Source organism: Paenibacillus rhizolycopersici (assembly GCF_014947195.2).
Classification (GTDB): Bacteria; Bacillota; Bacilli; order Paenibacillales; family Paenibacillaceae; genus Fontibacillus; species Fontibacillus rhizolycopersici.
Genome location: NZ_JADCNN020000038.1, coordinates 1 through 21,364 on the forward strand (window position 1 = coordinate 1; position 21,364 = coordinate 21,364).

The window sequence follows — 21,364 nt, forward strand, 5'->3', positions numbered from 1 at the left end:
CTCTATAAAGTGGGGGATTTGGTGTGATGGATTTGCATAACATCCCCGTAAAGCAAGTTAGCGGCGTGAGTGCTCTTAAGCAAGAAGAGCTTCACGCCTTTGGCATCTTTACGGTGAATGATTTGATCGAATATTATCCGTTCCGGTACGAGGACTACCGGCTGCGCTCCCTGACGGAAGTCAAAGATGGGGACAAGGTGACGGTACAGGCCAAAATCATGGGCTTGCCGGTACTCCAACGGTACGGTCGAAAATCGCGGCTCACGTGCAAAATGGTCGCGGAAGACTGGATGTTTACGGCGACGTGGTTTAACCGTCATTTCCTCAAGGACCAGTTGACGACGGGGCGAGAGATTGTTTTAACCGGAAAATGGGATATGCGCCGGAGCCAGCTCACCGTGACGGATTCGGAGTTTCCCGACCGGGGGACGCTGCGCAGCGGCAGCCTGCAGCCGGTCTATTCCGTTGGCGGCAAAATCACGCAGGCCTGGATGCGCAAAACGATCGGACAAGCGCTGCTGCAATATGGGGAGATGATTCCGGAGAATCTGCCGCCCGATCTGTTGCGCAAATACAGCCTGATGCCTCGCAAGGCGGCGATCCTGCGGCTACATCAGCCGCAGGATAACGAGGAGGGGCAAATCGCCCGACGCCGTATGGTGTACGAGGAGCTGTTCCTGTTCCAGCTCAAGCTGCAGGCGTATCGGGCGATGAACCATGATCGCATGGACGGGGTGGCGCATGTCGTGGATAACGCCACGATTCGGGAATTTGTGCGCAGCCTTCCGTTTGAGCTCACCGATGCGCAGAAGAAGGTCGAGCTGGAAATTTTGCAGGACATGCGCTCGACTTACTGTATGAACCGGCTGCTGCAGGGAGACGTTGGCTCCGGCAAGACGGTCATTGCTGCAATTGCCCTGTACGCGGCGGTGAAGTCCGGGCACCAGGGCGCTTTTATGGTGCCGACGGAAATTTTGGCCGAGCAGCATATGCGCTCCCTCACCCGGTTGTTCGAACCGTTTGGCATCACGGTTGGTTTGCTGACCGGCAGTATTACGGGACGCAAGCGTAAGGATTTGCTTGGCTCCCTGCAAATGGGGCTCACCGATATCATCGTTGGCACGCATGCGTTGATTCAGGAGGACGTATTTTTTCGTTCGCTCAGTATGGTGGTTACCGACGAGCAACATCGATTTGGCGTTAATCAGCGCAGTATTTTGCGGCGCAAAGGCTTTAACCCTGACGTGTTGACGATGACGGCCACGCCGATTCCGCGCACGCTCGCGATCACCGCCTTTGGCGACATGGACGTATCGACGATCTCGGAGCGGCCGAAGGGGCGCAAGCCGATCACGACCTATTGGGTGAAGCACAGCATGATGGACCGCGTGCTTGGCTTTATTGATCGCGAGGTGTCGCAAGGCCGTCAGGCCTACGTAATTTGCCCGCTCATCGAGGAGTCGGACAAGCTGGACGTGCAGAATGCCATCGACCTGTATGTGTCGATGCAGCAGGCGTTCCCGAACATGAAGGTCGGATTGCTGCACGGCCGGATGACGGCGGCCGAGAAGGACGAAGTGATGCGCGCGTTCTATGAGAACGAGGTGCAGCTGCTCGTCTCGACGACCGTCGTCGAGGTCGGCGTTGACGTGCCCAATGCCACGCTGATGATTGTGATGGATGCCGATCGGTTCGGCCTATCCCAGCTTCACCAGCTGCGCGGGCGCGTTGGCCGGGGAGAGCACGCGTCGTATTGCGTGCTCATCGCCGATCCGAAGTCGGAGGTCGGTCAGGAGCGGATGAAGGTCATGACCGACACGGACGACGGCTTCGAGGTGGCGCGGCGGGACCTGGAGCTCCGCGGTCCCGGGGATTTTTTCGGCACGAAGCAAAGCGGCGTGCCGGATTTTCGCGTCGCGGACATGGTCAGCGACTATGCGGTGCTGGAGGCGGCGCGGGACGACGCCGCCCGGCTGGTGGCGGGCGAGACCTTCTGGACGTCGCCCGAATACGGCCCGCTGCGGGATTATTTGCGGCGGGAGCAGATTTTTCAAGGTGAGCTGATCGACTAACGAAACATTTAGCAAGGATGGAACCGTTCGCGGGATATGCGGGCGGTTTTTTTGCGCCAAAATAATAATAAATAACATGCCTTGAAATATAATTTCATCCATAAAATAATATGTTGAAATAATATCTCAATTGCATTATAATCAAGTCGAAAACGATTACAACCATGTGGATCCACACAAAGGAGAGTAACCTATATGTTGGAAAATCTGACAACCGAGGCAAGAAACGAGCGGACCATGCGCTTGGACGAAATGGGTGTGACCGAGTTGCTTAAGGTGATGAATGAAGAAGATGCCAAGGTAGCCGGAGCGGTAAACCAAGAGATTCCGAAAATCGCCGAGGCCGTGGCAGCCATCACCGAGTCGCTCCGCAAAGGAGGCCGGCTGATTTATATGGGGGCCGGCACAAGCGGACGGATCGGGTTGCTGGATGCGGTGGAATGTCCGCCAACGTTCGGGACTTCCCCGGACCAGGTGGTTGGGCTGATCGCTGGCGGAAGCAACGCTTTTATCAAGGCTGTTGAGGGAGCGGAGGATCGGGCCGAGCTGGGGATGGTTGATCTGCAAAATCTCGGGCTTACCGGAAACGATGCAGTCGTCGGATTAGCTGCCAGCGGGCGTACGCCTTACGTGATCGGCGGATTGGAATACGCCAAGCGTATCGGTGCTAAGGCGATTAGCATCAGCTGCAACAAGAATGCAGCGATCAGCTCCATTTCCGACATTGCTATCGAGATTGAGAACGGTCCTGAAGTATTGACCGGGTCGACTCGGCTCAAGGCAGGAACCTCGCAGAAACTGGTCTGCAATATGCTGTCTACGGCCTCGATGATCGGCTTAGGTAAGGTATACGGCAATTTGATGGTTGATGTTCAGCCCACCAATGAGAAGCTGGCGGATCGGGCGAAGCGAATCGTAATGGAGGCGACCGGTTGCGATGTCTCTACCGCTGAAAACGCCTTGGACCTTGCCGAGGGGAAACCGAAACCGGCGATCCTGATGATCTTGACGGGATGCACGTATGCGGTGGCCTTGGAAAAATTGGAGCAGAGCCACGGGTTTATCGGTAAGGCTGCGAAGTCTACGATGCAGTGAAGAAACAAATAAGACCATCCCATAGGGGCAGGAGGCTTCCCAATGAGCAAATTTGAAAGCATGGCAAAACGGATTATGGAATCCATCGGCGGTTCCGGCAATGTGGAGCAATTTACGAACTGCATGACCCGGTTGCGCGTTTCGGTCCTGGATCGCAGCCGGATCGATGAGACTGGGCTCAAACAGATCGATGGGGTACTTGGTGTGGTTGATGACGAGACGTATCAAGTTATTCTCGGGCCGGGTGTTGTCAACAAGGTCGCAGAGGAGTTCGGTAAGCTTCTGCAAGCGGAGGGGAATGGCGGCGACGGGGCAGCAGCTGGCGGCAAAACGACGCCGTTCCGCGAAGGCTCCGACATCAAGGCGGAGCTCAAGCAGAAGAACAACACTCCTTTCAAAAATTTCTTGCGGAAAATCGGCAACATCTTTATTCCATTGATTCCTGCCTTGGTGGGAGCGGGGATTATCAACGGCATAGCCGGTTTGATCAACAACCTGGTTACCTCCGGGAACGCTGCAGACTGGCTGCTTACGCTCCAACCGATTATTAGCGTGATTGGCTCGGCGTTCTTCGGGTATTTGACGATCTTTGCCGGGGTGAACGCCGCGAAAGAGTTCGGAGGTACGCCAGCGCTCGGCGGAGCCGTGGCGGCGATCATCGTCGCACCGGCGGTGGCGAATATCTCCTACACCTACCCCTTGTTTGGTGAAATTAAGCTTAACGCGGGGCAGGGCGGAATCATCGGGGCGATTTTGGCCGCAGGATTCATTTCTTTGCTGGAAAAATGGATCCGTAAGCGGATGCCGGCTGCAATTGATATCATCGTCACTCCTACCATTTCGCTGTTGATCGCAGGCCTGGTTACCGTGTTCTTCCTGATGCCGGTCAGCGGGATTATCTCCCAGGGCATCGGACAGGTAACAACTTGGCTGTTGGCTCATGGCGGACCACTATCTGGATTCGCCCTAGCTTCGCTGTTCCTGCCGCTGGTCATGTTCGGCTTGCACCAGGCGCTGATTCCGATTCATGCCGAATTGATTTCTCAGGTCGGATACACCGCTCTGCTGCCGATTCTGGCCATGGCGGGTGCGGGACAGGTCGGCTCGGCGATCGCCATTTATGTCAAGCTGAAGCATAACACGCGATTGCGTAATATGATCAAAGGGGCCTTGCCCGTCGGGTTCCTTGGTATCGGCGAACCGCTTATTTACGGGGTCAGCTTGCCTCTGGGCCGGCCGTTTGTGACCGCTTGTCTCGGCGGTGGTTTTGGCGGCGCGGTGCTGGGCTTGTTCGCGATGACGGGGAATTTCGTCGGCTCGGTGGCGATCGGTCCTTCCGGACTCGTCCTGATCCCGCTGATTCAAGGTCCAATGGGGATTGGCATGACGATTCTCGGTTACTTATCCGGGTTGATCATCTCCTATGTGGCCGGCTTCTTGCTCACTTACTTCTTAGGTTTTACAAAGCAGATGCTTATAGAGCATAATAGATAATACAGCTAGCGGAGGAACGTTTGGCGGCCTTATATCAGGCCGCCGCGTTTCTTTTGTATTTGTATCGGAAATACGGAGGGGATGACCGTGACGACGGGAAGCATACTTACGCAAATGGAGGCGGTGCTGGAACAACTGCCCGAATCAGAAAGAAAAGCGGCTCAATATATTTTGACGGCTTCGGCGGAGGTCTCCGGTTTAAGTATTCATGCGGTCGCTGATAAAGCGGGGACCAGTGCGGCGGCGATTACCCGGCTATGCCGTTCGCTGGGGCTAAGCGGATTTCCTGATCTGAAAATGCGTTTGTCGGTTGATAATGCCAAACCACAAAGGCCGGGTTATTACGATATCGAGCGCGGAGAGACGATTCAAACCGTCATTCAAAAGACGGTGTCCAACAGTGTCCAAGCCATTCAAGATACGATGCTTCACCTGCAGCCGGAATTAATCGAGCAGGTGGTGGACAGCTTCCGAAAGGCCTCCGTCATCCATATGTACGGGGTGGGGGCTTCGGCTATCGTAGCAGCGGATGCCGCACAGAAATGGCTGCGCCTGGGGAAGCAAGCGTTCGCGCTACAGGATGAGCATCTAATTGCAGCCGCGCTGGCAAGCGCTCCGCCAGGGGCCTTGTTTATGGGCGTCTCTTACAGCGGAAATACCAAGGAAGTACTGCAATTGTTCCGGGTCGCCCAAAAGTATGGTGTACGTACCATCGGCTTGTCCCGTTTCGGCAATCATAAAGTATCCGAGCTCGCCGATTTGATGCTGTACACGCCGCAGGCACCTGAAGCGACCCTGCGCAGCGGAGCGTCTGGCTCGCGCCTGGCTCAACTGGTTATGATCGATATTTTATTCTTCGCTTATGCCTCAACGCAATACGAGGAGACGATCGTCAGATTGGGACAAACCCATGAAGCGACGACGTTCCTTAGACAGAGCTAGCGACTTGCGAGTGCTTTCGGATTTAGAGGCACTATGGACAGCCTTCCCGTCATATAGTAGAGGTGAAGTCCGGAAATGACGGGACAGGAGGTGCTAGTCACAGTGCCCAGTTATCATCAATATGGAATCAGTCCGCAGCTGGTCGAACGGGTTAAACTCAAAATGAAAAATCCGGCGATCAAGGACCGGGTCAAGCAGGTCGTCGACGGCCTCACCCGCGCGGATTTGCAGGATCGCGTCAAGGTACGCAGGCTCGTTAGAACGGCCTCTTCTGTGCTTGGCGAAAGACTGAGCGGCGCTCAGGAAGAGCAAATCGTCCAATTTGTCATCGATCAGCGAATCGACCCGCGCAATACGCTTCACTTGCTGCGGTTATGGGGAATGTTCCGTTAAGCAGCGCGCGGCGATACAGCGGTAACGGGTGATAAGGCCCTGGGGAAATGGTGCCCCGGCGGCCTTTTGCTATTTCCGGAGGTTGTTTTTGGAAAGAGGATGCGCTAAGACGGGGCTGGTTAAGCTAAACGAGAAATCATCGGTTAGGCTTAAAAATCCGGGTCTTTCCCGCTTGCCAATTTACTCAAATTGTTTTATATTGACATGAGAGTAGGTCAAAAATAAAAGGGGATGAGGCGGATGACACCGCGTACGAAGGAACAAAATGAAGAGATCCGATTGCGGCGGCTTGCTCAAATTCGTATGGCGGCCGCTGATGTATTTCTTGATAAAGGTCTGACGCTGGAAATTCGGGATGTAGCAGCCGAAGCCGGGCTCGGTTACGGAACGGTTTACCATTATTACAGTAATAAAGGGGATTTGCTGCACGACGTGCTTTGGACAGCGATGGATCGAGCCGGGGAATGGATGGGCAGGGGAGCCCCCGGGGACATTCACCCTAAGGAGGGCATTGACTCAAAGGCGGATCCCCTCGTGGCGGAAGGTGCCCGGCTGCTGAAATTGTGGGCCGAAGATCACGGCGTTTACTTGTTGTATAAATTGGCGGCGGAAGACTTCCGCTTGCTGCCGGAGGCGCGAGCGTTACCGCTGACGGATGCATTCCGCCGCGAGGTGCTGCTGCCATTTGCAGCGGTGCTTAGGCGCGGCCAACCGCTTGATCCTGGCGAGATCGTCGCTTCCGGAACGGCTGACCGGGGGGCGAACGCGGCGGAGCAAGTCTCGCAGGCGGAAATGCTGCTGGCCGCCTTGGCCGGTTGCGCGAGCTTTCCGCTGCGCCGCGGGACGCTGGATCGTGAGGCAGAGGGCATCGCTCGCTTGTTATTGCATCGGCTATCGGAGCGCACCATACCCGATGGACCATTGAAGGAGTGAAGACAAATGATTATATTAAAATCTCCGCGGGAGATCGAAGAGATGAAGCGGGCGAACCAGATCGTTGCGGACTGCCATCGGGAGGTCGCCAAAATGATTGGGCCCGGGATCACGACGCAGGAGATCAATGATTTCGTGGCTCGGCATATTACAAAGCTGGGCGGCAAGCAGTTTACGAAAGGTTATAACGGATTCCCCGCCGAAACCTGCGCCTCGGTCAACGATGTGGTCGCCCACGGGTTCCCGTCGAACCGGCCGCTGCAGAACGGCGACCTGCTTAAACTGGACATTGTCGCGGAAGCGGACGGCTGGTTCGGAGATTCGTGCTGGTGTTACGCTGTGGGTCAGGTGAGTCCCGAAGCGGAAAGGCTGATGCGGGTGACGAAGGAATGCCTGGAGCTGGGGATTGCCCAAGCGCTCCCGGGCAACCGGTTAGGTGACGTGACTTCGGCCATTCAGAAACATGCGGAGGCAAACGGCTATGCCGTCGTACGCGATCTGCTGGGTCACGGGATCGGGCGTAGTCTGCATGAGGAGCCTAACTATGAGCATATCGGCGTGGCGGGCAAGGGAATTCGTCTTAAGGAAGGCATGGTGTTTACGATCGAGCCGATGATCAACGAAGGCACGTTCCGCATTGCGATTGACGACGACGGCTGGACGGCGCGCACGGCGGACGGCAAATGGTCGGCCCAGTATGAGCATACGATCGCGCTGATGGCGGACGGACCGCTGATTTTAACAGCTCAATAAGCGTCAATAGGAAAAGAGGCTGATTCCCAAAGTCCGACGGACAGGGGGAATCAGCCTTTTTCATGCGCATTCACCCTGCCAAATTATCCAACATAAACCTGTTGCCAGAGGGAATGTTTGTTCGTATTATGAATATAATAGGAACAAACGTTCTGATTAGAGGGTGAGTTTATGACAGACAGCATGAAGAAGGGAGCGGCATGAGCCCGGTTCCTTGGCAAACGCAGGAGGAGGCGGAGATAATCAAGCAATACGTGCTGCTTCCCCTATTGCTCGATGCGCTGGAACGGGACCGGCGCATTTTGGCGTCGGCTTCGCTGAAGCTGCCGCAGGTGTATAAGGGGCTGATCGGTTTGCTTCAGAACGCCGCAACCGCCGATCTGACCCAGGTGCGCCAAAGCATGCGCGAGCATGGATTGAAGGTGTTTGAGGAGCGGCGGACGAATCTGGGGATTGAAGCCCGCTATTTATGCCGGGGCTACACGTATGAGTTTTCCATGCTGTGGGGGCTGGTTAAAGCGGAGCTGATCAGCCGGCTTTACACCTATCTCGGGATGGATGTAACGAAAGAGGGGATGTTCTCATGAAATCGGAACGCGTGATCATGATGGCGGATTGCCAATCCTTCTACGCCAGCGTGGAGAAGGCTGATCATCCGCAGCACCAGAACCGCCCGCTGATCGTGGCCGGGGATCCGGAACGGCGCTCGGGGATCGTGCTGGCCGCTTGTCCGCTGGCCAAACAGTATGGAGTGACAACGGCGGAGACGCTGGGCACGGCTTTGGCAAAATGTCCGGACCTGGTGGTGATGCGGCCGCGTATGGAGCGGTACATCGCCGTGTCGATGCAGATCACGAACATCATGAAGCAGTTTACCGATCTGGTGGAGCCGTACAGCATCGATGAGCAGCATCTCGACGTGACCGGCAGCCTGTCGCTGTTCGGCGAGCCGGAGACGCTGGCCCTGACCATTCAGCAGAAAATCCGCCGCGAGACCGGCATCTACAGCCGTTTCGGCATCAGCTACAACAAGGCAGTCAGCAAAATGGCCTGCGACAATTTCGCCAAGAAAAATGCAAACGGCCTGTACGTTCTGCCTCGTGAAGCCGTTCCGAAGGTGCTATGGCCGCTGCCGATCCGGCAAATGTTCATGGTCGGCTCCCGCATGGAGCGCCATCTGCTGCGAATGGGCATCCGCACGATCGGGGAGCTGGCGAACCTACCGCTGGCGCGGCTACGGCAGCGCTGGGGCGTCAATGGCGAAGTGCTGTGGCGACTGGCCAACGGCATGGACGACTCGCCGGTCGACCCGAACAGCCATCAGGGGGAGAAGTCGATCGGTCATGAAATGACGTTGCCCCGCGACTACTATTCGATGGAGGAGACGGCGGTACCGCTGCTGGAGCTGACCGAGCTTGTCTGCCGCCGGTGCCGGGAAAAGGGCTACATGGGCGGGGTTGTCAGCGTTGGCTGCCGGGGGGCGGATTTCGACCATCCGACCGGGTTTTACCGGCAGATGAAGCTGCCCGATCCGACCAACGTGACCATGCAGGTTTACGACGGGGTGATGCGGCTGTTCCGCCGTCATTGGGACGGCCAGCCGGTCCGCAAGGTGGGGGTCACGTTAACCGGGCTGGTGCGGGACGACGAATACCAGCTGACCTTGTTCGATGAACGGCCGAGATACCAAGCGCTCGAACGGGCCACCGACGAGATCAAACGTCGTTATGGGGAATCGGCGATTTTTCGCGCGGTATCGCTGACGGGTGCCGGTCAGGCGCGGGATCGAGCCGGCAAGATTGGAGGGCATTACCGATGAAAGGAAAGCTGTATGGCAACGGATTATGGGAGTCGTCGCGGATGATGCTGCCGGAGCACAAGGAGGCGATTTTGCGGGGCAACCGCAGCCAGGAGCGCAAGGCGCGGTCCTTCCTCGACGAACAGGAACTTGAGCGGATTTCACGCCTTCTCACGACCTCGCTGCAGACCGGGAAGCCGGTGCGCCTGCATCTCTTCGGGGAATGGCAGGGGCGGGAGGTCCTAGGAACCGTGACGAGAGTCGACCCCGGAGGGCGACAGGCGCGCCTTCAGACCGAGGCCGGTCCCGAGTGGATCGCGTTCGCGGACATTGTTGGAGCCGAGACCGATTAGGCAAGTCAACGACGGGTAAAGCCCGCGTTAAACGAAGGTAAATCTATTAAGCTGCTGATCTGCCGCTGGCGGATGGGGAGCTTATTTTGTTAACGTCTGGTGAAATCTGTATTTCGAGTCCCAAGATGGAAAAGGGCGGGAAAACGTCATTTTTTAGGAAGGAAGTCGCCGATCAAGGCGGGATGGCCCGACGAAAATCCGTCATCGTAAACGACGGAAAAACGCTAGTCCCAGGCTGGGACCAGGGAAGCTTTTTTTGACAAGGGCTGTAACCTTAGAAAATCGTGGAAAACCGCAGAATGACGATATTTTCAGACAAGACTTTGGTATCAATTTTGTAACCATTATGGAAAAGGGTGTAAAAATTGAGCGAAACCTAGATGAATTTTGTACGTCTAATATCACGAAATGACCAAGCGGGACAGAGATGCCGAAAATCCGTCTCCCCCGGAAAACAGCCCCAGCTGTAAAACACTCCCATTAGCCTAGTTACATGATAGGGGCGCTTGGTTCATGATAAATAGTGATTTTGAGAAGCGGAGGTGCGAATCGGCCATACTGAATCATCACCTGTATAGCTGCATAGAAAGCGGCCGTTCGATAGGACGCTGTGCTCCTCGGGAATGTCGGCGTGCGGCCGGGGGATTCGGTTGTTCAGAACGAGCACGAAAAGAAGAACAGCGAGGTGAAATAAGGGTAATCCGATGACGACATTAGCGAAAAAAAGGTTGGCGATGGGGCTTGTCCTGGCGGGCGTCTTCATCGCAGGCTGCGTGGTTCTGGCCGTTCTAAATTGGCCGCCGCCTCATTACAGCTATGCGGCAAAGGACGGAACGGAGCTGAAGTTCCGTACCGAAGGCGACAAACTTCTCGCCTATGACGGCGAAAGCAGTTGGGAGGAGTTGTTCGTCAAAGGCGTCAACCTGGGGGCGACGGTGCCGGGATATTTTCCCGGGGAATTTCCGATTACGGAAGACGATTACTTGCGCTGGTTCCAGCAGATTGATGACATGGGCGCAAATGTGATTCGAATTTATACGGTGCATAATCCGGTGTTCTACAAGTCTCTGGTTAAATACAACCGGGACAAGGGGAAGGACCCCCTCTATTTCATCCAAGGCATCTGGTCGCCGGAGGAGCAGTTAATCGAGCAGCAGGATGCTTACATTCCCGGAATTAAGGAGGCTTTTCACCGAGAGATCGAAAAGGCGGTTAAAGCCGTTTACGGCGATTTGAAGGTCCCGAAACAGCCGGGAACGTCGGGCGGCAAGTATACCGCAAATGCCGGTCCCTACCTGATGGCCTGGCATATCGGCACCGAATGGGACCCGGAGATGGTGGATAACACGAACCGCAAGCACGCTGAACTTCCGCCGTATCAAGGGCAGCATTTCACGGCGACAGACGAGGCGAGTCCATTCGAGAGCTGGCTGGCAGAGCTGGTAGACGACACCGCCCAGAAGGAACGCGCGTACGGGTGGGAGCATCCCATCACGTTTACGAACTGGGTGACGACGGATGTGTTGCAGCATCCCGGTGAACCGTTGTTCGAGGAGGACCTGGCCAGCGTCGACGCTACGCATATTCGGCCCGTGGAATGGGAAGCGGGTTATTTCGCCGCTTATCATGCGTACCCGTATTATCCGGACTTTTTCCATCTAGACAAAACGCTGGAGACGATCCCTGATGGGGATGGGGACTTCAACACCTACAAGGCTTATTTGCAGGAGCTAAAAAATTACTATAAGGACATCCCGGTGATGATTACCGAATATGGCGTTCCTTCCTCGCTGGGCGTCTCCCACCTCGGACGGGGCGGACGGAATCAGGGCGGCCACAACGAGCAAGAGCAGGGAGAGATCAACGTCTCTCTGACGAAGGATATTTACGATACGGGGTATGCCGGTGCCATCTTGTTCATGTGGCAGGATGAATGGTTCAAGAAAACGTGGAATACGATGCGGTTTGAGATCCCGGAGGATCGACGCGCTTTTTGGTTAAACGTGTTGACCAATGAAAAACAATTCGGTCTGTTGTCGATGGGCCCTGGTAAAGAGGACGACCTCATGATCGACGGCAAGCTGGAGGATTGGGAATCCCTGCCGGAAGGGGAGGTCCAAGCCTGGGATCGTCCGTCGGCAGGGATCGACCGATTGCAGGTCACGCACGACGAAGCTTATGTCTACGTGGGTCTTCAGCTAAGCGACCCGTTCGACCCGGCCAAGCGGTTGATCCGGCTTGGCGCAGATACGCAGCCCGGCGGGAATCAGCCGGTGGCGGAGCTGCCTGGGCGAACGCTGAGCGACGGCCTGGAGGCGATCGTGGAGATCGGAAATGACGAGGAGACCGAAGTGCTGACGGCGCCAAGTTACGATTTCCATCGCCGGCTTTACGGGCGATACGGATATTGGATGCTTGACGATCCTACGGAGGAGCAAACTGTAGAGTTTCAACCTTGGAAGCTGGCGGTCAGCTTGACGATGACGCCGCCCGACACCCGCTTCGCTCATCCGTTCCAGGACATGACCGTCGGCAAGCTGATTCGCGGCACCACCGATCCGGGAAACGCCGCGTTCAATTCGCTTGCTTCTTGGCAGTACAGCGGCAATGAGGTAGAACTACGCATTCCCTGGATGCTGCTGGGCTTTGCGGATCCTAGCTCGCGGCAAGTGATTGACTACCGGCCTTTGAAGGAGGACCGGGCCTTCTCGACGACCGAATCGGACGGCCTGACCCTAATTCCATGGATCATGGAGCGGGGCGAAGCGGGGGTTCTGGGTCCGGGAACGGAAAGCGGAGAAACCCGGGAAAACGTCTCATTGGACGCATTCCCGAAATACGTGTGGCAGCCATGGGAAACCGTGCAGTATACCGAACGGCTCAAGTCCGGTTATTACGCCCTGCAGGCGTTCTACCAAAGCTTGCCGGATCGGCGAACGACGGGAGAATAACTGGCGCCGAAAGGAGGAAAACAGGATGGCGGGTCAGCATCTTGGACTGGCAATTGCCTTTATTTATGTATGCCTGGGGCTGATCGGCATAGGCATGCTGCTCTTGTTTTATATGAAAATCCGGCATTTGCGCATTCAGCGCAAAACGAAGGAATATCAGCGGAAGCATCAGGATTACTTCCTGTTCCTCCAAGCCCATCTGGGCGATGCCGAGGAGCTTCCGCTACCGCCCGGCAAGCTTGGGGATCTGGAGCGGCGGGTGATCCAGCAACGGGTAACCGAGTGGATCGAACAATTTAAGGGCGATTTGCAGCAGAAGTTGATCGCTTTATGTTACAACGCCGGTTTTGTCCGGGAAGACCTGAAGTTGCTCGACAGCTTGTTTTACGGGCGGCGGATCGCCGCTGCCTACCGCCTCGGCGGAATGCGGGCGGCCGAAGCGGTGCCGCGGCTGCTGGAGATGCTGAAGCATCAGAAATATAGTCCGCTGAGCATCGTGCTTGCCCGCTCGATCGCCAAAAGCGCGGAACAGGAGCAGCAGCTTAGGGATATGCTGGTCCATCTCCTGCGCCACGGCAAGCCGATTCATCACCTTGCCGCCGATATCCTGATGGAGACACGGCTGGATGCGAGCCGGCTTCTGCTCCAGTTGTTGAAGGAGGATAACGAGGATTTGGTCAAGGTGGCGCTGGCTGCGATGCGAGGACAAGAAGTGCCGGAGGAGGCACCGGCACTGGGACGATTTGCTTTTGCGCTTGAGAGGAGGGAGACCACTGCTTAGAGATATTTTGCTGATCTATGGCCTGTTTGCGACGTATTACGTCATGACGGTCAACTTGGTTTATTTTTCGATCATGACCTTTTCGTTCCGGCAAATTCTTACGATCTTCCGCCGGGCTGCCTATTCGAAATACAACACGTTGTCCGGTTCCGAACTGGTACCGCCGGTTTCGTTGCTGGTGCCGGCTTTTAACGAGGAGATCACGGTCATCGAAAACGTCAAATGCCTCCTGACCCTGAATTATCCGACTTACGAAGTGATCGTGATTAACGACGGGTCCAAGGACAACACGCTGGGGGTGCTGCGGGACGAATTCGAGTTGATGCTGCTGCCGGATCCGGACATCCGTCACACGATCGACTGCCAACCGATTACGGCGGTGTACCATAACCCGAAGTATCCACATCTGTACGTCATCGACAAGCCCAACGGTGGCAAGGCCGATTCGCTGAATGCCGGCATCAACCTGTCGCATTATCCGCTCATCTCTTCGATCGATGCCGATTCGCTGCTGGAGAAGGATGCGTTGATCCGGATGGCCCGCATGTATATGGAGAACCCGGAGGAGACCGTCGCCATCGGCGGCGACGTGCGAATCGCCAACGGCTGCGTGATCGAGAACGGGGCGGTGAAGGAAGTTTCGCTGCCCCGTAAAATCTGGCCGATGTTCCAGGCTACGGAATATCTGAAGGCGTTCCTCGGAGGGCGGATCGGTTGGAGCTCGATCAATGGGCTGATCATTGTGTCGGGAGCGTTCGGCCTGTTCCGCAAGGATTATGTCATCGCCGTCGGCGGTTATCGCGGAGGGTATCCCGGCGAGGATATGAACATCATCATCAAGCTCCACCGTTATATGCTGGAGAACAAGCTGAAATACCGTATTTCGTTTTGTCCGGAAGCGGTGTGCTGGACGCAGGCGCCGGATACGTACCGGATTCTGTCCAACCAGCGCAAGCGATGGGGCCGTGGTAATCTGAAGAACATGATTGAGAACTACGATATGGCCTTCAATCCGAAATACAAGGTGATGGGGCTCCTGACGATGCCGTACAACATCATTTTTGAAGCATTAAACCCTTATTTCAAAGTCACCGGGCTGCTCGCCCTGATCGGGTACACGTTGCTCGATATGACGCATTGGCGGGTCCTTGCGGTGTTCTGGCTGATCAACTTCCTCAGCGGTTACGTGCTCAGCATCGGGGCGTTACTCCTTGAGGAGCTCGCGTTCAAGCGGTTCAATAAGCTGTCGGACTTGTGCAAGCTGCTGTTGTTTTCGGCGTTCAAGTTTTTCGGTTACGCACAGCTCGGGGGATTGTGGCGGATTCAAGGGCATATCCAGTTTCTGCGCTACAACAATTCCTGGGGGACGATGACCCGCCAAAGCTGGCAGGACAAAGGGGAGGCGGCCGCCAAAACGGCGAAACCGGCCAAATCCGCATAGCCCTCGGGCATCTCTCCTCCCCCCGCTTCGCGGCCGGTGGCCGGAAAGGGGATGATAGGGTAAAGGGAAGGCTTGGATCCACGAAATAACCAAACAAGGATAAACTTACGGAAGAAGAAAGGCGGGAATGAATGATGTCAAACCTGATGGCACTGCAAAACCAAACGGAACGATCCGGCTTATATGCCGACATGGAACAACGCGTGAGGGAAACGGCCAACGAGGTGAACGGGGTGCTGTTCATTTATTCCGCAGGCGGCCCCTCTTACGTGGCTTCCCAAGTGCGGGGAATTCTGGAATCCGAACCGGGACCTCAGTTTGATGTATGGGGCGGAGACGAGCCGGGGAGCGTGGCGGTACTACTGCCGGGCCTGGCGCTGGATGCCGTCCATTATCAAGGCTTGCGGCTGAAGCAGCAGCTACAGGAGCGCATTGCCGATTATCGTCCGCGGATGGCGCTGTCCAGCTTCTCTACACGGGAGGAAATCACGCCGCAACTGCTGAGTCAAATGGAGGAGAAAGCCAAGCAGAATTACTCCGATGATATCCATATTTTTACGAAAGCGGACTTGCTGCTCGTAAAAAGCCGGATCCTGATCGTAGAGGGAGACCCGGCGGTACGCGAATTCCTACAAATCCGGCTGAATATGCAGGGCTATGAGACGATGATAGCCGATAACGGCATCACCGCCTTGGATTTGATCACCGATTGGAAGCCCGATCTGGTACTGACGGAGCTGAACCTGTATGGCATCGACGGTCTGCCTTATATTCATCAAATCCAGCAGGCGAGCGGCGAGGAGATGCCGAGTATCGTCGTCCTGACGGAACAACGCGTAGAGAAGACGATCAGCTTGTGCTTCCAAAACGGGGTGGACGATTACATCACTAAGCCGTTTTCCCCGGTGGAGCTGGATGCCCGAATTCGGCGTTGCATCCAATAATTTGACCCGAATCAATTACAGACAAAAAATGGAGGTAGAAACCTGTGAATAATCATTACCAGAAGCTGATGAATGCGATTGAATCGAAAACCGCCGTATTGGGCGTTGTGGGTCTAGGCTATGTCGGACTGCCGCTAGCGGTCGAAATGGTAAAGCAGGGTTTCCGGGTGGTTGGCATCGATCTTGATGTCGCGAAAATCGATAAAATCCAACGTGGAGATTCGTATATCCACGATATCTCTTCCCAAACATTGGCGGAAGCGATGGGGACGGGACGGTTTCTTCCAACCACGGATTATGCAAATTTGTCCGAAATTGACGCGGTCAGTATCTGCGTGCCGACGCCGCTGAGCGAAAACCAGGACCCCGATACCTCCTACATCGTCACCGTGGTGGATCAGTTGAAACGATACATGAAGAAGGGCATGCTAATCACGCTGGAAAGCACAACCTATCCGGGGACGACCGAAGAGCTGATCCAACAAGAACTGGAGAAGCTGGGGTATACGGCTGGCGAAGATTTCTTCCTCTGCTTTTCACCGGAGCGGGTGGATCCATCGAATTCGAAATTCAACACCTTCAATACCCCGAAGGTCATCGGAGGAACGACGAAGGCCTGCCTGGATTTGGGGACGGCACTGTATTCCCGGTATGTCCAAACGGTCGTGCCGGTTTCTTCGCCTAAAGTAGCGGAAATGTCCAAACTGCTGGAGAATACGTTCCGCAGCGTCAACATTGCCTTTGTCAACGAAATGGCCATGATGTGCGACCGCATGGGCATCGACATTTGGGAAGTGATCGATGCGGCGAAGACCAAGCCGTTTGGGTTTATGCCGTTTTATCCGGGACCTGGCATCGGGGGTCACTGCATTCCGCTGGACCCAATGTACCTAAGCTGGAAAGCGAAGGGTTTCCGTTTCTACAGCCAGTTCATCGAGCTGGCGCAGTCAACCAACGATAACATGCCTTATTACGTCGTCAACAAGACGTCTAAAATCATGAACGAATACGCTAAATCGATCAAGAAATCCCGGATTCTCATACTCGGCATGGCTTACAAGCCCGATATCGCCGACCTGCGCGAATCCCCTGGTTTGTCGGTGTACGAGCTGTTTAAGGATAGCGGAGCCAAAGTGGATTATTATGACCCGTATGCGGCAAGCTTCCGTGAAAAATCGGGCGGCGTCGTGCACAGCGTTGCTTACGAGCTCGACAAATTCAAGGCCTACGACTGCATCGTGTTGGTGACCAATCACAGCAATTTCGATTATGAGGGGATCGCCCGCCTCGGCGTGCCGATCGTCGATACGCGTAATGCGTTCCGTGAGTATCCGCTGCCGCATGTCTACAAGATTGGACACTCCGTTGCGCAGGTCAACGAAGAGTCTCCTGCGCTGATCGTAGGATAAAAAAGGACAGGATCTTGATGTTCAGAAAGCCGATATTCGTTCGCCTTCGGGCCTTTCCGGGAAGCAAGCGGCCAGCCCTGCTTGCACTCGGCGGGATGCTAATGATGGTTTTGCTTGTTTTATTGGCTTTTATCCGGCCATCGGGTTCACAAGCGAAAGCCACCTGGATCTGGGAGACCACGGTCATCGAACAGCATCCCGGCGAGGTGCTGGCCTTTGCACGCAAGCAGGGCGTGGACACCCTCTTTCTGCAGATCGGCGGCGGGGTGGGGAAGGAGAGCTATCGCAGCTTCATCCGAGCCGCTGCTAAAGCCGGCATTCAGGTGCATGCCTTAAGCGGCCACCCGGATTGGGCGCTGCGGGAGCACAGGAACGAGGCCGAGGAGTTTCTGAAGTGGGTGGTCGATTACAACCGGGAAGCGAGGGCCGAAGAGCGGTTTACCGGTGTACAGCTGGACGTCGAGCCCTATTTGCTGGACCGCTGGCAGACGGATCAGGAAGCCGTGGTGGAACAGTGGATGGAAGGCGTCCGCGCCTGGACGGAAGAAGCGAGGTATAATGAGCTCGCGATTGGTGCGGCCGTTCCGTTCTGGCTGGACCAGATCGACCACCCGAGCGGGACCCTGAAGTTGCCGCTTGGCAATTGGATGGTGGACCAGTTCGATTATTTGGCGATCATGGCGTATCGGGATGTCGCAGGCCGCATCTATGAAATCTCGAAGCGCACGCTGAATGAAGCGGATCGGCAAAATAAGCGGGTATGGGTTGGCGTCGAGGTGGGCGAAAGTCGGGAAGGACCTGGCATTTCCTTCCATAAACAGCCGCTTGCCTCGCTGAACCGGGAGATGAAAGGGTTGGAGGAACTGGGAAGAAAGCACAACTCGTTTGCCGGTATTGCCGTTCATAGTTATGAGGCTTGGCACAGTAAACTTAGTGGGCCTTAAACCGAAGGCTGTCCCCTAGATATAGACGGGACAGCCTTTTGCTCGCCCCCCTGAAAGACCGGATCTTCGCATTAGGACGTTCGGGACAGCCTTCCCCATTTTTGCTATAATAAAAATAATTGCGTTTTGAAGAAATGGAGAGATTGTCATGATATTACATAAAGGCGAAATCTTGTTCCGGCAAGGGGACGACGGTTCTTTTCTGTACCATATCAAAAGCGGACTGTTCAAAGTGACACGACTGCATGAGAACGGGAACATGGTCTTGTTTAATATCTTGTACCCGGGGGAAACCGTGCCCCATCACTCCCTGATCACCCCGAAAGAGGTGCACGGGACGGCGATTGCTTTGATGCGCAGTGAGGTAGAGGCGATTCCTTCTCAGGTGTGGTATCGCGAGCTTCAGGAGGATCCGCAGAAACCGCTTGAGGTTGCTCAGCTCCTGCAGGAGAAGGTACGTTTCATGCAAGAGCGGCTTGACCATTTAACGGTCGGCACGCCGGCCGAACGGCTGGAGCTGCTGACGAAATGGCTGGGTCAGCACGCCCATGGCGTACCCTTGACCGATTACTTAACCCAGGAGGAAATCGGCCAACTGATCGGCGTGCGGCGCGAAACGGTCAACCGGCTGTTGCGCGGCCATGGACACGAACGGGCCTAAACCTGAATAGATGACAACAGCGCGGACGAAGGGGAGATTTCCCGTGTCCGCGCTTTTTGTTGGTCTTCAAGGGAATTAGTTGATCGTATCTTCCAGGCTGTCCGCCGGGCCGAAAAATTCAAAGTGAATCCGTCCGTCCGGAATGCCCCATTCCTTCAAGGCGCGTCGAACCGCCTTCATGAACGGTACCGGTCCGCAGAAATAAAAGTCGCTGTTGGCCGTTGTGACCGTCTTCAGCCAAGAAAGATCGATGTAACCAGCTTTGTCGCTGCTATCGCCGGTTTCCGGCGTTTCGTATACGGTGTAAGAGCGCAGGTTATCGTGGGTCTGTGCGAGTTCGTCGATGTGCTCCTTCATGGCATGATGTTTGCCGCTGCGGGCGGCGTGGATATAGACGACATCTCGCTTGGCTCCGCTTTGCAGCACTGTTTCCAGCATGCTGACCATCGGGGTGAGGCCAACGCCGCCGCTCAACAGCACAAGCGGCAGGTTCTGCGTTTGATCCAATGTGAAGTCACCGGCTGGAGCACTGAGTTCAAGCACGTCGCCTTCCCCAATATGGGAGTGCAAGTAGGTGGAAACGACACCCGCCGGGCGATCCTCGGCGGCCTCCTCACGCTTCACCGAAATTCGGTAATAGGGCTGCCCGGGTGCCGCAGACAAGCTGTAATGGCGCAGATGGGTATATTCCTGGCCTTTCGGCTTTACGCGGACGGTAATATATTGTCCCGGCAAGTAGGAGGCGATCTCATTGCCGTCCTCCGGCTTCAGGTAGAACGAGGTGATCACATCGCTCTCGGGGACTTTACGTTCAACGACAAAGCGGCGAAATCCGTGCCAACCGCCCTTTTTCTCCGCTGTCTCACGATACATCTCGGCCTCTACACTGATAAACACGTCAGCAATCACGCCATAGGCTTTGCCCCAGGCATCGAGAATTTCATCGGTTGCTGCGTCACCAAGCACCGTTTTGATTGCCGCAAGCAGATTCTCACCGACGATCGGGTAATGCTCCGGTTGGATCCCCAGCGCCCGGTGTTTTTGGGCAATCCCACGAACGACCGGGAGAATCTCTTCCAGACGATCGATGTGGGCGGCGGCGGCATAAACCGCATTGGCCAGCGCCGTAGGTTGTTTACCTTGACGTTGATTGGCATGGTTAAATACGTTCAGCAGCTCGGGGTGATTTTTAAACATCGTCTGATAGAAGTTTTTCGTAATGGTTTGTCCATGGATCTCAAGAACTGGTACCGTAGATTTGATAATCTCAATTGTTTTGGCGTCAAGCATGGGTGAACCCTCTTTCTAGAAAATTTCGTTCCACCTCAGTATAGGAAGCGTCAGCACGTAAAAAGGTGACTTCTGTCACATTGAAAGTTGCCAAAATGTGAACAGTTACTAAAATGCAATGACAAGTATCACATTATTCGTTAAAAAATAAAAAAGCTTGTAGACTGTCCCGTGCAGTCATGATCAGATATGTGGTATAATATAAATAGAAGAAATTCTAACAGAAAGGATCAGGATACCATGTGTCCCCGAAGGACGAAATCCCAAAGGACGATTTGGAAACGTTGTGATCTCTCTTATACTTAGCTCCTTTCGTGGCTAGTCGGTAATTTGGCGACAAACCTACGAAAGAAGCGTGAAATCATGCGAAGGATGAACTCCTCATGGATCTGCTCCGTAGGGTGTTGCCGGATGGTCAACCAAACTACGATAAGAGGGATTCCAAATGAGGACAAAAGCAAGATGGCAAACGTACGGTACTCGATTATTTACGATGTTGCTAGGATCTAGTTTATTGGCTTTTACGTATTACCACATCAATTTTCAGAACGGATTGTCGGAAGGCGGATTTGTCGGCCTAGCTTTGCTTGGCAAATACCTGTTTAACCTGCCTCCGGCATTGACGATGATCGCGCTGGATTTGCCGATCGTGGTACTCGCCTGGTGGCTGAAAGGCCATAAGTTCGTGATCAATACGGTGGCGGCTTCGCTGACGTTCTCGCTGGTTTACGAGCTGTGCGAGAAATACTCGCCATTGACGATGAACCTGCAGAACAACTTGCCGTTGGCTGCGTTATTGTCAGGGCTCTTGACCGGTTTCGGGGCAGGACTCGTGTTGCGGGCAGGTGGAGCGAGCGGCGGGGATGATATTCTGTCCATGCTGCTAAGCCAGTGGTCCGGCATCAAAATCGGTACGATGTTTATCATCATGGATGCGGTCGTGCTGACGGTCTCCTTGTTATATTTACCATTCAAAGAAACCATGTTTACGATATTGGCGGTGCTGATCGCTGGGAAAATGATTACTTGGACCGTCCATTACGGACAGGGACAACTGGCGCCGATGCGTCTGCCTTACCCAATGAAAGAGAAAACGGCTCGAGCTTAAGG

At 55.1% G+C, this 21,364-nt stretch carries 18 protein-coding genes and 1 pseudogene; 18 read left to right on the forward strand and 1 reads right to left on the reverse strand.

From position 1 onward, the window contains the following. Positions 1-26 precede the first annotated feature (26 nt). From recG to IM700_RS22550, 17 genes and pseudogenes are all read left to right on the forward strand, one after another. Positions 27-2,072, forward strand: coding sequence for an ATP-dependent DNA helicase RecG (gene recG, locus IM700_RS22470; RefSeq protein WP_239484150.1), 2,046 nt, complete (start codon positions 27-29; stop codon positions 2,070-2,072). A 186-nt stretch (positions 2,073-2,258) separates the two neighbouring features. Further along, positions 2,259-3,167 (forward strand): annotated as a pseudogene (gene murQ, locus IM700_RS22475) (N-acetylmuramic acid 6-phosphate etherase); the annotation flags it as partial. Positions 3,168-3,209: 42 nt separating this feature from the next. Then, positions 3,210-4,661: a PTS transporter subunit EIIC gene (locus IM700_RS22480; RefSeq protein WP_193418599.1), complete on the forward strand. Its 1,452-nt coding sequence runs from the start codon at positions 3,210-3,212 to the stop codon at positions 4,659-4,661. A gap of 81 nt (positions 4,662-4,742) precedes the next feature. Beyond that, positions 4,743-5,603 (forward strand): MurR/RpiR family transcriptional regulator, encoded by an 861-nt coding sequence (locus IM700_RS22485; RefSeq protein WP_155605518.1) that lies wholly within the window; start codon positions 4,743-4,745, stop codon positions 5,601-5,603. 75 nt (positions 5,604-5,678) lie between these two features. Beyond that, the gene (locus IM700_RS22490) at positions 5,679-5,996 is read left to right on the forward strand and encodes a stage VI sporulation protein F (protein ID WP_155605517.1); all 318 of its coding nucleotides are present in this window, start codon (positions 5,679-5,681) and stop codon (positions 5,994-5,996) included. A gap of 240 nt (positions 5,997-6,236) precedes the next feature. Continuing rightward, positions 6,237-6,929 carry a TetR/AcrR family transcriptional regulator gene (locus tag IM700_RS22495; protein WP_193418595.1) on the forward strand — a complete coding sequence of 231 codons (693 nt, stop codon included), beginning with the start codon at positions 6,237-6,239 and terminating at the stop codon, positions 6,927-6,929. Between the two features lie 6 nt (positions 6,930-6,935). Beyond that, positions 6,936-7,682 carry a type I methionyl aminopeptidase gene (map, locus tag IM700_RS22500; RefSeq protein ID WP_155605515.1) on the forward strand — a complete coding sequence of 249 codons (747 nt, stop codon included), beginning with the start codon at positions 6,936-6,938 and terminating at the stop codon, positions 7,680-7,682. 200 nt (positions 7,683-7,882) lie between these two features. Further along, the gene (locus IM700_RS22505) at positions 7,883-8,269 is read left to right on the forward strand and encodes a YhjD family protein (RefSeq protein WP_155605514.1); all 387 of its coding nucleotides are present in this window, start codon (positions 7,883-7,885) and stop codon (positions 8,267-8,269) included. After that, positions 8,266-9,501, forward strand: a complete 1,236-nt coding sequence (locus IM700_RS22510) for a DNA polymerase IV (protein WP_155605513.1) — start codon at positions 8,266-8,268, stop codon at positions 9,499-9,501. Before IM700_RS22505 ends, IM700_RS22510 begins: the two co-directional genes overlap by 4 nt. Further along, a complete protein-coding gene (locus IM700_RS22515; RefSeq protein WP_193418593.1) occupies positions 9,498-9,833 on the forward strand; it encodes a YolD-like family protein in 336 nt (111 codons plus the stop codon). Before IM700_RS22510 ends, IM700_RS22515 begins: the two co-directional genes overlap by 4 nt. Before the next feature lie 704 nt (positions 9,834-10,537). Next, positions 10,538-12,784 carry a hypothetical protein gene (locus tag IM700_RS22520; RefSeq protein ID WP_193418591.1) on the forward strand — a complete coding sequence of 749 codons (2,247 nt, stop codon included), beginning with the start codon at positions 10,538-10,540 and terminating at the stop codon, positions 12,782-12,784. A 25-nt stretch (positions 12,785-12,809) separates the two neighbouring features. After that, the gene (locus tag IM700_RS22525; RefSeq protein ID WP_193418589.1) at positions 12,810-13,565 is read left to right on the forward strand and encodes a hypothetical protein; all 756 of its coding nucleotides are present in this window, start codon (positions 12,810-12,812) and stop codon (positions 13,563-13,565) included. 43 nt (positions 13,566-13,608) lie between these two features. Next, positions 13,609-15,006 carry a glycosyltransferase family 2 protein gene (locus IM700_RS22530; protein ID WP_193418647.1) on the forward strand — a complete coding sequence of 466 codons (1,398 nt, stop codon included), beginning with the start codon at positions 13,609-13,611 and terminating at the stop codon, positions 15,004-15,006. Positions 15,007-15,140: 134 nt separating this feature from the next. Continuing rightward, a complete protein-coding gene (locus tag IM700_RS22535; protein ID WP_239484151.1) occupies positions 15,141-15,950 on the forward strand; it encodes a response regulator transcription factor in 810 nt (269 codons plus the stop codon). 68 nt (positions 15,951-16,018) lie between these two features. Beyond that, positions 16,019-17,359 (forward strand): nucleotide sugar dehydrogenase, encoded by a 1,341-nt coding sequence (locus IM700_RS22540; protein ID WP_155605590.1) that lies wholly within the window; start codon positions 16,019-16,021, stop codon positions 17,357-17,359. Positions 17,360-17,376: 17 nt separating this feature from the next. Beyond that, on the forward strand, positions 17,377-18,303 hold the full coding sequence (locus IM700_RS22545) for a hypothetical protein (RefSeq protein WP_239484153.1): 927 nt from the start codon (positions 17,377-17,379) through the stop codon (positions 18,301-18,303). A 148-nt stretch (positions 18,304-18,451) separates the two neighbouring features. Continuing rightward, the gene (locus IM700_RS22550; RefSeq protein WP_155605508.1) at positions 18,452-18,964 is read left to right on the forward strand and encodes a Crp/Fnr family transcriptional regulator; all 513 of its coding nucleotides are present in this window, start codon (positions 18,452-18,454) and stop codon (positions 18,962-18,964) included. 75 nt (positions 18,965-19,039) lie between these two features. Here the strand turns inward: IM700_RS22550 and hmpA are convergent, their stop codons facing one another. Next, on the reverse strand, positions 19,040-20,254 hold the full coding sequence (hmpA, locus tag IM700_RS22555) for an NO-inducible flavohemoprotein (RefSeq protein ID WP_193418583.1): 1,215 nt from the start codon (positions 20,252-20,254) through the stop codon (positions 19,040-19,042). A gap of 445 nt (positions 20,255-20,699) precedes the next feature. Here hmpA and IM700_RS22560 point away from each other — a divergent pair, with 445 nt between their 5' ends. Further along, complete coding sequence (locus IM700_RS22560; RefSeq protein WP_155605506.1) at positions 20,700-21,362, forward strand: YitT family protein; 663 nt, start codon at positions 20,700-20,702, stop codon at positions 21,360-21,362. Positions 21,363-21,364 lie beyond the last annotated feature (2 nt).

Excerpts from the sequence above, each read along its gene's own strand:
- IM700_RS22495 (WP_193418595.1), top strand. The coding sequence starts at position 6,237 with ATGACACCGCGTACGAAGGAACAAAATGAAGAGATCCGATTGCGGCGG.
- IM700_RS22520 (WP_193418591.1), top strand. The coding sequence starts at position 10,538 with ATGACGACATTAGCGAAAAAAAGGTTGGCGATGGGGCTTGTCCTGGCG.
- IM700_RS22510 (WP_155605513.1), top strand. The coding sequence starts at position 8,266 with ATGAAATCGGAACGCGTGATCATGATGGCGGATTGCCAATCCTTCTAC.
- recG (WP_239484150.1), top strand. The coding sequence starts at position 27 with ATGGATTTGCATAACATCCCCGTAAAGCAAGTTAGCGGCGTGAGTGCT.
- IM700_RS22535 (WP_239484151.1), top strand. The coding sequence starts at position 15,141 with ATGTCAAACCTGATGGCACTGCAAAACCAAACGGAACGATCCGGCTTA.
- map (WP_155605515.1), top strand. The coding sequence starts at position 6,936 with ATGATTATATTAAAATCTCCGCGGGAGATCGAAGAGATGAAGCGGGCG.
- IM700_RS22545 (WP_239484153.1), top strand. The coding sequence starts at position 17,377 with ATGTTCAGAAAGCCGATATTCGTTCGCCTTCGGGCCTTTCCGGGAAGC.
- IM700_RS22550 (WP_155605508.1), top strand. The coding sequence starts at position 18,452 with ATGATATTACATAAAGGCGAAATCTTGTTCCGGCAAGGGGACGACGGT.
- IM700_RS22515 (WP_193418593.1), top strand. The coding sequence starts at position 9,498 with ATGAAAGGAAAGCTGTATGGCAACGGATTATGGGAGTCGTCGCGGATG.
- IM700_RS22525 (WP_193418589.1), top strand. The coding sequence starts at position 12,810 with ATGGCGGGTCAGCATCTTGGACTGGCAATTGCCTTTATTTATGTATGC.
- hmpA (WP_193418583.1), bottom strand. The coding sequence starts at position 20,254 with ATGCTTGACGCCAAAACAATTGAGATTATCAAATCTACGGTACCAGTT.
- IM700_RS22480 (WP_193418599.1), top strand. The coding sequence starts at position 3,210 with ATGAGCAAATTTGAAAGCATGGCAAAACGGATTATGGAATCCATCGGC.
- IM700_RS22560 (WP_155605506.1), top strand. The coding sequence starts at position 20,700 with ATGAGGACAAAAGCAAGATGGCAAACGTACGGTACTCGATTATTTACG.
- IM700_RS22540 (WP_155605590.1), top strand. The coding sequence starts at position 16,019 with ATGAATGCGATTGAATCGAAAACCGCCGTATTGGGCGTTGTGGGTCTA.
- IM700_RS22505 (WP_155605514.1), top strand. The coding sequence starts at position 7,883 with ATGAGCCCGGTTCCTTGGCAAACGCAGGAGGAGGCGGAGATAATCAAG.
- IM700_RS22530 (WP_193418647.1), top strand. The coding sequence starts at position 13,609 with ATGACGGTCAACTTGGTTTATTTTTCGATCATGACCTTTTCGTTCCGG.
- IM700_RS22485 (WP_155605518.1), top strand. The coding sequence starts at position 4,743 with ATGACCGTGACGACGGGAAGCATACTTACGCAAATGGAGGCGGTGCTG.
- IM700_RS22490 (WP_155605517.1), top strand. The coding sequence starts at position 5,679 with ATGACGGGACAGGAGGTGCTAGTCACAGTGCCCAGTTATCATCAATAT.